Annotated in this window: 4 protein-coding genes and 1 tRNA gene; all 5 read left to right on the forward strand. The window is 53.7% G+C overall.

Translation table 11 applies throughout. From position 1 onward, the window contains the following. Positions 1–448 precede the first annotated feature (448 nt). Complete coding sequence (gene aqpZ / locus ACO0LK_RS26810; protein WP_422980581.1) at positions 449–1138, forward strand: aquaporin Z; 690 nt, start codon at positions 449–451, stop codon at positions 1136–1138. Positions 1139–1274: 136 nt separating this feature from the next. Then, positions 1275–1841, forward strand: coding sequence for a DUF1415 domain-containing protein (locus tag ACO0LK_RS26815; protein ID WP_186948930.1), 567 nt, complete (start codon positions 1275–1277; stop codon positions 1839–1841). Positions 1842–2295: 454 nt separating this feature from the next. Next, complete coding sequence (locus ACO0LK_RS26820) at positions 2296–3546, forward strand: aspartate kinase (RefSeq protein WP_422980582.1); 1251 nt, start codon at positions 2296–2298, stop codon at positions 3544–3546. A gap of 102 nt (positions 3547–3648) precedes the next feature. Beyond that, positions 3649–3740 (forward strand) — tRNA-Ser (locus ACO0LK_RS26825). Positions 3741–4298: 558 nt separating this feature from the next. Next, on the forward strand, positions 4299–13710 hold a 9412-nt coding region (locus ACO0LK_RS26830; protein ID WP_422980583.1), incomplete at its 3' end, for a carbohydrate-binding protein.

The raw sequence follows: 13710 nt of genomic DNA on the forward strand, positions 1-13710 counted from the left end.
CGCTCTCCTGGCGCTCAAGCGTATCCTGATCACACCGCACGGCGCTTCAATCAACGCCACCAGGCTCCAGCCTGCGCTGGAGCGACGAATTTAAGGCTAACTCCTTTGTAACCGAGTTTCTGTGCTGGTGAGGGACTGCTTCACATTGCCAGATACTCTTGCATTTCTCTGTGACTCTGTGTCTCTGTGGCTGTGTGGTTAAAGGTCTTGCAGCACTGAATTTGACAAGCATGGAAATTCAATCTCTCCAATTTTAATTCACGAATTTTCGATTTTGAAAGACATGTTTATTGCCTGCAATATTCAATTTGTAACATTTCCCATCACAAATTTTAACAATAAGGCAATATAAATTTGCTATATTGATGCCACTTTGCTTTCAGTTTTGGATGGAATGAGAGTAAGGTGCTTAACATCCATATTCCTTAATAGAAAAGTGAGCGGGCAAATGAAACAATACGGTGCGGAGTTTTTTGGGACGTTCTGGCTGGTGCTGGGTGGCTGCGGCAGTGCAGTGCTGGCGGCTGCCTTTCCGGGTGTAGGTATCGGCTTGCATGGGGTATCGCTGGCCTTTGGTCTGACAGTGCTGACCATGGCTTATGCGATAGGGCATATCTCTGGTTGTCACCTGAACCCTGCCGTTTCTATTGGTTTGTGGGCTGGTGGCCGTTTTCCTGCGAATAAGTTGTTACCTTACATTGTGGCTCAGGTATTAGGTGGCATCGTGGCGGGTGGGGTGTTATACCTGATCGCAAGTGGCAAGGCCGGGTTTGATGTATCGGCTGGCTTTGCATCGAATGGTTATGCTGATCACTCGCCAGGTGGCTATTCCTTGCTGGCTGGACTGGTGACAGAAGTCGTGATGACAGCCATGTTTTTGATCATCATCCTGGGGGCGACAGATGCACGCGCACCACAGGGTTTTGCGCCGATTGCCATTGGTCTGGGCCTGACATTGATCCATCTGATCAGCATCCCGGTGACCAATACGTCGGTCAATCCAGCGCGTAGTACCGGTGTTGCCATTTACGTAGGAGGCTGGGCGCTGCAACAACTGTGGCTGTTCTGGATTGCTCCTATTGTTGGCGCGGTGCTTGGTGCAGTTGCTTATAAAGCTATCGCCAGCGAAGACAAATAAACCAGCGTGACTGCATCTGTATCTTACAGGTGAGCTTGCCTGATGGAATGGCCCGCGATTACATTAAATTTTCTGATGTCATGCAGACAGAAAATTGGCATGTTATTCTCGGGCCTTCTTTGTTTTGATGTTGATCATGACCAGCAATCTCCTTAACTCTGCGGATGTCATTGCAGCTACTGAATTGTGGCTGGAAAAGGCTGTTATCGGACTGAATTTATGTCCCTTTGCCAAAGCTGTACAGGTAAAGCAGCAAATTCGCTATATCGTCAGCCAGGCCCGTACGCCGGAAGCCTTGCTGGATGATCTGGCGCGAGAATTGGAGTTGCTGGCAGAAGCAAATCCGGAAACAATCGAAACGACGTTACTGATTCACCCGATGACTTTAAATGATTTTCTGGATTTCAATGATTTTCTGGATGTCGCCGATGGCCTGCTGGAAGAGGTGGAACTGGATGGTCAACTGCAGATCGCCAGCTTCCACCCGGATTATCAGTTCGCCGGCACCGAGCCGGATGATATTGAAAACTATACCAATCGTGCGCCTTTCCCGACTTTGCATCTGTTGCGTGAAGAGAGCATAGACAAAGCTGTTCTGGCTTTTCCAGAAGCGGAACAGATTTATGAGAAAAACATGGATACCATGCGTGAACTGGGCCATGAAGGCTGGCGCCGCCTGTTTTCCAAGTATGGCAAAAAATAAACGACTACCTTGATTTTTATAAAATGCTGACAGCGACCATATGTATAGCAATTGAATTCTTATATTGATATGCAAATAAGTAATTTGTAATTGTGTCTGGTCACTACATTTTATAAAAAAATATTTACCCTGCATACTGTAGGGAGTATATGAAAGCTATCCTGGATATATAGCTATGGAAGTTGCTGCGACTGAATGCATATACTCCCTGAATATTTCCACTATCCATTGATGTTCCTGAATACGCATCTTCATGCGGTATTGCAGTTTTTCGTCATTCCCACGCAAATAACTTAATTGAAATGTAATTTTTCTGTAGAAAATTTGCTTTCACTTCATCAATTGCCACTGTTTCTTCAGAATTTCTGCATGAGAGTGCCTTGTTATTTTGCGGGGCAACATGTACAGTAAGAGGTTGATTTTTCGCATTTTTCACCCTTAGTCTTCTATATCTATGGCTTTAATCGTCCACAAATACGGCGGTACTTCGATGGGTTCGACAGAACGCATCAAGAACGTCGCCAAACGCGTCGCCAAATGGCATGATGCCGGTCACCAGATAGTTGTGGTGCCTTCAGCAATGTCCGGCGAAACCAATCGTATCATCGGTCTCGCAAAAGAAATTTCTGCGCAACCTGATCCACGTGAACTCGACATGATCGCCTCTACCGGCGAGCAAGTGTCGGTCGGCTTGCTGGCTCTGGCCTTGCAGGCCATAGGCAAACAGGCTGTGTCGTATGCAGGCTGGCAGGTCGCCATCAAAACTGATTCTGCTCACACCAAGGCCCGTATCGCTTCGATTGACGATGCCAAAGTGAAAGCCGATCTTGACGCCGGTAAAATTGTCATTATTACCGGCTTCCAGGGTGTGGATGACAACGGCAATATCACAACCCTTGGCCGTGGCGGTTCTGATACGTCTGCGGTGGCTGTGGCTGCTGCCCTGAAGGCGCAGGAATGCCTGATTTACACAGATGTAGATGGCGTCTACACGACTGATCCACGCGTGGTTTCTGATGCTCGTCGTCTGAATACCGTGACTTTCGAAGAAATGCTGGAGATGGCATCGCTGGGTTCCAAGGTATTGCAAATTCGCTCGGTCGAATTTGCCGGTAATTACCGCATGCCTACCCGCGTCTTGTCATCACTGACTGACCCTTTAATGCCGCTGGAAGAAGAAGCAAAATCCGGCACCCTGATTTCGTTTGAGGAAGATACACACATGGAACAAGCTACCATCACCGGCATCGCGTTTAACCGTGATGAAGCAAAGATCACCGTTTTGGGTGTGCCGGACAAACCAGGCATCGCCTACCAAATCCTGGGACCTGTTGCCGATGCCAATATCGAAGTCGACATGATCATCCAGAATCAGTCGGTAGAAGGCAAGACCGATTTCACCTTCACGGTACCACGTGGTGAGTACACCAAGGCCATGGAAGTGCTGGAAGGCAGCGTCAAGGCGCATATCGGTGCCGGCAGCATCGTTGGTGACTCCAAGGTATCGAAGGTATCTGTGGTCGGTGTAGGCATGCGTAGCCATGTAGGCATTGCATCGCAGATGTTCCGCACCCTGTCGGAAGAGAGCATCAACATTCAGATGATTTCCACATCAGAGATCAAAATCTCTGTATTGATCGACGAAAAATACATGGAACTGGCCGTGCGTTCCCTGCACAAGGCTTTTGGTCTGGAAAGTGCATAAAAGAAAAGATGATTTTTTTGGGTTGACTGTTGACCAAAATCATTCAAACAGCTATTATCTTGGTCTCGATTGCGACTGAGTAGTTAGCGGTTGTAATAGTGTGGAGATGTGGCCGAGTGGCCGAAGGCACTTCCCTGCTAAGGAAGCATTTGGGGTAACCTGAATCGTGAGTTCGAATCTCACCATCTCCGCCAGCAATACTGAAAAAGCCCCTGGTTTCCAGGGGCTTTTTCTTTTTCTGTACTTCTCAGTACGCCATTTGGTATGCCAACTTGATTTGACTCTAGATGGACATGGCTGGACAATATTTTCTGAACTTTTAAATTCAATGATCAATACAAAGTAGGTAATTACCCGCGTCTGTCGAATGTAGGTCAAGTCCGGCGATCATAACTTGTTGAGCAGGACAACCATCACGTCCCGCAACAGGGGCAGATGCATCTGTCACTGAGAATGCGTTTTCTGTTTTTAAATAGAAATTAAATCAACCAATTTGTAATTTATTGCCATTAAATGTCAGATTTCTCAAGAAGTGTGGACCATCATTTATTCGTTTTTTTAGAAAATTGCAGTATTTTTAAATTAATCCACCTTAATAAACAAAGCAATCAATGGAAATTAAAATTATTTCCTGTTTCACCTAAACTTTCCCTCGAATGTTTGGATTACTTATCTTTAAAGACATTGGCTATTGTGAAGCGACATTATTGTCACACAATTAATGAATCGACATAGATAAGGGTGAATTTGACATGGTTGCAATTGTTAGCGGAAACAGCACAGGCCTGAACTTAACGTCCTCGACCAATCTTGGCCAGCGCGGCAACCTGGGTTCAGCAGCACAAGGCAAGACCGGCGAGCAAAGCAGCGTCAATATTGCCAACGGCAACCTGGTCCTGCAAGACCGTGACAGCCTGCTGATCACCCGAGGCAACAATGTTTCCCTTCTGCGCACCTACAACAGCCAGGGCGTATTCAACGACGACAACACTGATGGCTGGTGGATCAATGGCTACCGCCGCCTCACCAACCTGAGCGGCACCTTGAACCAGGCAGGCAGCAGCATCGAGCGCATCGGCACCGACAATGCCGTCCAGACCTACGACTTCGACGCCACCAGCCATACCTATATAGCCCGCGCCGGATCAGGCCGTTTCGATACACTCGCCTATGACAGCAGCAATACCAGCTGGACCTGGACCGACCCTGCTACCCAAAGCAAAGAAAGCTATGCCGCACATGGCGACACCTGGCGCCTGACGTCTGCCAGCGATGCCAATGGCAACGCCAGCAGCTATGCCTATACCGGCGACTACCTCAGCAGCATCACCAGCGCCAATGGCGACAAAGTTGAATTCAGCTATGCAGGATCCAACCTCGCCCAAGAAAAAATCATCCTCTCTGATGGCAGCATTCAAAGCAATACCACCTACAGCTACGATACCCAAAACCGTCTGACCCAGGTCAAACTCGACCTGACGCCAGACGACAACAGCATCGTTGATGGCAATGTCTATGTCACCAGCTACAGCTATGCGGGTGACAGTAATCTCATCACTGGCGTGAGCCAGACCGATGGCACGCAGCTCAGCTTCACCTACATCAACCTGAATGGTAGCGACCGCATTGTCAGCGTGACCGATGCCCTTGGCCGCATCACTCAATTCAGCTATGACCTGGACAACAAGACCACCACCGTCACCGATCCGCTGGGCAATAAAAACACCTACACCTACGATGCAAACAATCGCCTGACCGGCATGACCGGCCCGGCAGTCGATGGCGTGACACAACAAGTCCATTACCAGTACGATGTGGCCGGCAACCTCATCCAGACTACCGACGCCCTGGGTAACAGCAGCACCTACACCTATGATGCCCAGGGCAACCTGCTCAGTCAGACCGACAGCCTGGGTGAACGCGTGGAACGTACTTATGGTGAGCAACACCAGGTATTGACCTCCACCATCTACCGCAGCCCGGCGGCCAACGGCCAGGCGGTCGGTTTGCCGGAAACCACCCGCACCGTCTACGACAGCCACCTCAATCCCCGCTTCGTCGTCAGTGCCGAAGGAAATGTCACCGAATTCCGTTATAACAACCTCGGTCAGCGCATTGCCAGCATCAACTATCCGGCAGCCAGCTACACCCTCACAGGCCTCAATGTCAACCAGAGCCCCGACCTGAGCAGCCTTGCCACCTGGGCTGAGGCCCAGAATACGGCAAAGACCAGCCGCACCGACTACCAATACAATAGCCGTGGCCAGTTGACTGGCATGACCCGTTTCAACACAGTCGATGCAACTGGCAACGGCGTCGTTGACGGCCAGGAATCCACCACTGTGTATAGTTACGATGCTGCTGGCAATCTCTTGTTCAAGGTCGGTGCCGACCACAACCAGACCAGTTTTACCTATGATGGTTTGAACCGCCAGTTATCAAGCACCGATGCACTGGGTCATGTCACCATCAACCACTATGATGATGCCAACCACACCATCACCCAGACCCAGGCCAATGGTCGCGTCGACACGGCAGTCTATGATGTCGCAGGTCAACTGATCTCCACCATGGCAGGTGGTCAGGCACAAAGCACCTACCGTTATGATGCCCTCGGTCGCCTGAGCGTCAGTACCGATGCGACCGGTGTCAAACAACTGTACATCTACGATGCTGCCGGCAACCTGCAAGGACAGGTCGATGGTGACGGTAAAGTAACCCAGTATATCTACAACGCACTGGGTCAGCGCATACAGACCATACAGCATAGCGTGGCACTGAATGCGACCCAGATTGCCAAGCTCATCAGCAATTCTGATCCGATGGCAACGGCGCCAGCACCAACGACGACGAACACAACGACAGGCACCACACCTCCTGCAACAACGCCATCGACAACGTCAACAACCTCGCCGCCACCTGCCACATCCACCACACCCGCCACACAACCCGCTGGTACGCCAGCCTGGGATACCGCGACGGCCTACCTGATGGGAGACCAGGTGACCTACAGCGGTAAGGTGTACCAGGCACGTACCGACAATCAGGGCAGCGAACCGGTCAATACTGCATTATGGATAGAAGTCGTGGCGACGGGCAGCGTTGCTGCCTGGTCAGACAGTCACTATTATCTGGGTGGGGACACCGTTTCGTTGAATGGCCAGGTCTACCTCGCACGCTGGGATACTGCTTTAGGCGATATGCCAGGCGTCAACAAGGTCTGGACGCAAGTACCGGCACCAGGCACGACACGTCCGTGGATGGCAGGTATCGAATATGTCGTCAACCAGTTGGTGACCCATGATGGGCAGCTTTGGAAAGCGAACTGGACCACGACACCTGGCGATGAACCCGATGTTGACCACGCCTGGAGTCAGGTAGTTCCGGCAGGCACCAATCCACCCTGGTCCCCTGGCCCTGAATATGTTGAAGGACAGATTGTCATTCATGATGGACAGCGCTGGACACCGCGCTGGCCTACGAATGGCGATATACCGGGCGAGACCCAGGTCTGGGCCCAGGCCCCCGAAGCCGGTACCTATGCCCCGTGGGGCGCAGGCGTCACCTATATGGGTGGTGAGATCATCAGCTACAACGGCCACCTGTGGCTGGCCCAATGGTTCAACAAAGGTGAAACACCAGGGGCAGAGACATCCTCTGTATGGGCAGAACAGGGTATTGCACCTGCTACCCCACCCGTGACGCCACCAGTCACCCCGCCAGCCCCGGGCCGCGTCTTTTACGACCTGCTGCCCATGCTGACCAGTTCTGCCAACGACCTCATCAGCCGCAGTTTTTATGATGCCGCTGGCCACCTCAGTAAAACCGTCAGCGCTGCTGGTGCTGTCACTGAATACCAGTATGACGGTGCAGGTAATCTGGTGTCTACCGTACAAAGAGCCAACACCATTGCGCCTGCCACACTGAGCGTTGGTGCAGGCCCGCAAGATGTGGTGGTAGCCAGCCATGCCGATGACCGGACCAGTATCGGCTTCTATAATGCCAACAACCAGATCATCGGCACTGTTGATGCAGAAGGCTACCTCAGCCAATACCGTTATGACGGTGCAGGACGCCGCGTTGAAGTCATCCGTTACGCCACCAAAGTTACTGCTCCCGTTACCGCCAACAGCAACTTCGCCAGTCTCATTCCATCAGCCAATGCTGCCGACCAGCATAACTACGCCCTGTATAACAACAAAGGCCAGTTACTTGCCAATGTCGATGCCGAAGGCTACCTGACCGAACTGCATTACGACGCCAATGGCAATGCCACCAGCAGCACCCGCTACATCAACAAAGCACTGGGCCCCGTCACCGCCAGCTCCACCCTGGCCAGCCTGCGTCCAGCCAGCAACGTCGAAGACCAGGTCAGCAGCCAGACCTATGATGCCTTGAACCGCGTCATCACCAGCACCAATGCCGAAGGCACCCAAAGGCAATACCAGTACGATATTGCTGGTAGCCTGATTAAAGTCATTGATGCTGCCGGCACCGGTGACATCCGCATCAGCAACCAGCGTTATGACCAACTGGGCCGCGTCGTCGCCACCCTGTCTGGCCTCGGCAGTGCCCAGTTGACAGGGAACCAGAGTCAGCAGCAAATCGACGCCATCTGGACCCAGTACGGCACCAGCTACGCCTATGATGCAGCGGGCCGCCGCAGCAGTGCAACCGACCCGAATGGCAATACCACCCTGTTCTATTATGACCAGAGCGGTAACCTCACCCACACCATCAATGCCCTGGGTGAAGTGCAAGAACGCCGCTACAATACACTCAACCAGCTGGTCGGCACTGTCCAGTACGGCACTCGCCTGTCCAGTCTGAGCGGCTTGAACGGTGGTCTGGTCGATAGCAACCTGCGCACGGCACTCACAGGTATTGCCAACAGCGCACTTGATAGCAGCAGCACCGTCAGTTATAACAGCGCAGGCCAGGTGGCCAGCATCACCGACCAGTTCGGTGCGGTCACCAGTTTTACTTACGACAGCTTTGGTGAACGTACCAGCGTCACCAGCAGCATTGACGCCAGCCACAGCCTGACCCAACTGGCGCGGTATGACCACCGTGGTTTGCAAACCGCTTCCATCACCGATCCAGCGGGCGTTGCTGCCACCAACCAGGTTGACTACGATGCCTTTGGCCGCGCCATTCGCAATGTGGATGCCAATGGCAACCTACACCAGGTCAGCTATGACCGCCTGGGCCGCGCCATCGTCAGTACCGATTCCGGACAGACCCAGCGCAGCGTCAGCTATGACGCCATCGGTCGCGTATTGACCCAGACCGACGGCAATGGCAATACCGTCACTTATGCCTACGACACCAGCCACCGTGGCATCACCATCACCACGGCAGAAGGCGTCAAGGTCAGCAGCATCCATAACCGCCAGGGGCAGACCAGCAGCGTCACCGATGGCAATGGCCATGTTACCAGCTACCAGTACGACACTAACGGTGCCTTGCTGAGTTCTGCCAGTGAACTGAACAGCGTCAGCAATGTTTATGACCACGCCAATCGCCTGATCCAGACAACGGATGCCAATGGCAACAAAGTCGACTACCACTATGATGCCGCCAACCGTCTGCTGTCACGCACGGTAGATGCCAATGGACTGGCACTCACCACCAGCTACCAGTACGACGCCAAAGGCCAGCAAATCAGCATGACGGATGCCAATAGCATCGTCACCCTGACCAATTATGATCTTAAAGGCCAGGTCAGCAGCCAGGTGGTGGACCCGACCGGACTCAATGCCATTACTCGTTACAGTTATGACCAGCAAGGGCATGTCGTGCGCGTCACCAGCCCGGCAGGTGATGTCGTCCAGTATGACTACGATGCGCTGGGACACCGCATTGCCGACCATACCGATCCCGATGGACTCAATCTGAGCCGTCATTACCAGTATGACGCCAAAGGCAATGTCACCAGCGTCACCGATGCCGATGGCAACCTGACCCGCTATGTGTTTGACGCCAACGACCGCCTGACTTACACCATCAGTCCTGGCGGCGCAGTACAACAGGCCATCTACGACCATGAAGGCAGGATCATCACCAGCATCAGCTATGCCACCGCGATTTCCCTCACAGGCCTGAGCGGAACAGCAAGCATCGCTGACGTAGCGGCCAGACTGCAAGCCGACCCGGCCCAGGATGTGCGCCAAAACCGTGTCTATGACAAAGATGGCCATGTCCGTTTCAGCGTCGATGGCACCGGCAGCGTCACCCGCTATACCTACGATGCCAATGGCAACGTCACAGAACGCATCAGCTACGCCAAAGACATCTCCCTGGCCAGTTGGACGCCGGGGACCACGCCCAATGTGGTGGCCGATGCTGCCCATGACCAGCGTGTACGCACCGTCTACGATGCACTGAACCGTCCAATTTACGTCGTCAGCGGCACCGGTACGGTGACTAAAACCGCCTACGATGCCAATGGCAATGTCGTTGATGTCGTCAGTTACGCCGTTTCCTTGCCTGCCAATACGCCGATGACGGTGAGTGCGCTGGCAAGCGCCACAGCGGCTTTGGCAGATGTCGCCCATGATGCGCATGTCCACCGCACGTATGATGCAGCCAACCGCCTGACCTGGAGCGTCGATGCCAGCGGTGCTGTCACCCAGCAAGTGTTTGACAAGAATGGCAACCTGACCAAACAGATCAGCTATGCCAATACGGTGGCCATTGGTGCTGCTGCCAGCAGCGTACAAGCCAGTGCGGCTGACCGCGTCACACTGATGACGTATGACGATGCCAACCGCCTGTCTTACCAGGTCAATGCCGAAGGGGTCGTCAGCCACTATATCTACGACAGCAATGGCCAACTGGCGCAACGCATCACTTATGCCAATGCCATTACGGTACCCAACACGGCATCCACTGCCACAACGCCACTCAGTAGCAGCGATATCGTCAGCCAGTTGCAACCCGATGCCGCACAAGACCGTAATCTGCGTTATACCTATGACAGCGCGCATCGCCTGGTCTTCACCATCGATAGCCAGGGGGCTGTCAGTGAAACCCGTTACGATGCCAATGGCAACGTCATCGCCAGCATCAGCTATGCCAAGACCATTGATCTTACCGGCTTGCCTTCCGTCATCAGTACCGGTAGCGTGCGCGCCCTGCTGCATCCTGATGCCAGCACCGACCTGCGTCAGCAACAAGTCTTTGATACCAATGGTCGTGTCCGCTACAGCATCGACAGCCTGGGCTTTGTTACAGCTTATGACTATGATGCACTGGGCCATCTGGTCAGTTCCAGGCAATATGCCACTGCTGTGTCTGCCAGCACGCTCAACAGCACCAATAACACCCAGGCCAGTATCGCCGCAGCCCTGATCAGCGACAACGCCGACCAGCTTCAGGCTTACCAGTACAACACCGATGGTCGTTTGATTAGCCATACCGATGCATTGGGCAACACGGAACGTTTCAGCTACGACGGCGTGGGCAATCGCACGAGTTACACCAATCAACTCAACGCCACCTGGACTTATGATTACGATGCTGCGGGCCGTTTGCTGAGTGAAACCTCGCCGGTCGTCAGCCTGGCCAGCGTCACTGTCGATGGCAATGGCAAGCTGCAGGCGGGCACCCCCGTCAGCGCCGCACTCGTCACACGCATGACGTACGATGCACTGGGTAACCTGACCAGCCGCACCGAAGCCACAAACCGGCCAGAACAACGCATCACCCGCTTTGAATATGATGCACTGGGCCGTCAAACTAAAACCATTTACCAGGCGACCAATGTCTATGATGGTGTTGGTGATACGCTGGCAATCAACGGGGCCAATAGCCTGGCGTCTGCCTCAGAGAGACAGGTCACTCTGCAAAGCACCGTCACCTACGACAGCTTTGGGAATGTCATCGCCAGCCGTGATGTGGCAGGTAATTACAGTTACCGCACCTATGACAAGCTGGGCCGTCTCAGCTATGACATTGATGCCCTTGGCAATGTCACCGGCTATAGCCATAACAGCTTTGGCAATACCACTGCCGTCACCCGTTATGCCACTGCCATCAATACCGTTGCCATCAGTGGTCAGGCAGGCAAGGCGCCGGCCGGCAGCCAGGTTGCTACCGCCCTGGCAGGATCTGCTCATAGCCAGGACAGAACCACCACCACACGCTATGACCAGTTGGGCCGTGCCATTGAAACTACCGAACCTGCGACCTGGGTCAATAGCGGGCAAGATGGTGAGGCCAGCATGCTGGCGTCCAAAGTCACGCGCTTTAGCTATGACATGTTTGGCAATCTGAGCCAGGCCGCTGTACTCAGCAATCCGGCCAATGACAGCTGGACGGTGAGCCGCTACTTCTATGACAAAAAAGGACAAAGAACCGCCAGCATCAATGCGCTCGGTTATGTGACCACCAAAACCTATGACGCCGTCGGTAATGTGACCCGTTCGACCGAGTATGCCAGTGCAGGTAGTATCAACATCAACGGCAGCCTGACCTTACCCGTCAGCAACGACGATGACCGCACAACTGTCTTTGCCTATGACAAGGCGAATCGCCAGATCAGCCAGACGCGCCTCAATGTGGATGTCAGTGATGATGCCACCAGCACAACGAGCATCAGCAGTGGCCAGCGCACCCGTGGCGATGTCACCACCAGCCAGCAATATGATGCCGTGGGCAATGTCATCAGCAACACCGATGAACTGGGCAACAGCAGTTACCGTTATTACGATGCGCTGGGTCGTGTGCGTGCCGTCACCGGTGCTATTGCTGCCATTCCTGCCATTGCTGCCAACAATACGGGCAACAGCACCGCTACAGTGGCCTTAATCCCATTGACCGAATACCGGCGCGATGCCTATGGCAATGTCGTCGCCAAACTCGACTACGCCAACGGTGCCGCGACCGCCACCAGCCAAAGCTATACCACTGCGGCCAGTAGCAGTGATGACCGCATCGGCCTGGCCCGCTACGACAACCGTGGCAACGTCGTACAAAGTACCGACGCCAATGGCATCAACCACTTTGCCTCTTACGATGCACAAAACCACTTGCGCAAACAATGGCAAGCCGTCAGCAATGCCGATGGCAGCGTGCACACGCTGTTTACTGCCTATGAATACGATGCCCTGGGCCGCCGTACAGCGACCATCACACCGGGCAGCAATGTACAGCTCAGTACCGACGGCAGCCAGATCAACACGAACAATCAGACCCAAACCGCCTTGGTGCGCAATGAAGTCAGCTATAACGCCTTTGATGAGGCCACCAGCCAGCGCAGCAATGGTATCGAGATAGCGCACTATGAGTATGACAACGCCGGCCATGTCTGGCGCAGCAACAGTGGTGGGGTCACCAAGGTCATGCAATATGATGTACAAGGCCACCAGACCGTTACGCTGAGCAGTGCCGGCATCAGCACGGCCAGTCTCAATCTGGGTAATGGCGATCCGCTGGCTGGTATTGGTAGTGCACAGGAAGCCGATTATGTATCCGGCCTGCGCCGCAATACGAATCAATATGATGCGCTGGGCCGTGCCGTGACATTAAGCGCGCCTACCCGTGATGGGCAAACCCCGGTCATCCACCAAAGCTTTGATCGCTGGGGCAACCTCATCAGCCGCAGTGACCTCAACGGCTATAACGGTAAAACCACCTACCAGTACAATGCCAGCAACCAGTTGATCCGCCAGGTCAGCCCGGATACGGCAGGTCAGCAAAGCGCCAATAGCGCCGTGACGGCCTTCTATTATGACCGCGCCGGTCATCAGATCGCTACCCGTGACGCCAATGGCAATGTCAACCGCCAGCGCTATGATGCCAACGGCCAACTGATACAGGAAATCCAGGCCGATGGCGGTATCGTCAGCCATGCCTATAACGCCTTCGGCGACCAGACCACTCTGACGGACGCCAACGGTAACCATATCCGTTACCAGTACGACCACCAGGGCCGTCTGCTCCAGTCCAGCAGTGATGCAGTTGGCCTGTACGGCACCAGCACCGGCAACGTCACGGGTAGCACCCAAAGCCTGGTCAGCACCACCAGCTACGACCAGGCCGGACGTGTCATCGCCAGGACCAATGCGAATGGGGAAACCACGCAATATGGCTACGATCTGCGTGGCAACCTCATCCTCACGACGAAACCCCTGGGTCAGTATGAGCAGTATGCTTATGATG

Origin of the sequence: Undibacterium sp. Ji49W (genome assembly GCF_049340205.1) — a bacterium.
Lineage (GTDB): Bacteria > Pseudomonadota > Gammaproteobacteria > Burkholderiales > Burkholderiaceae_D > Undibacterium.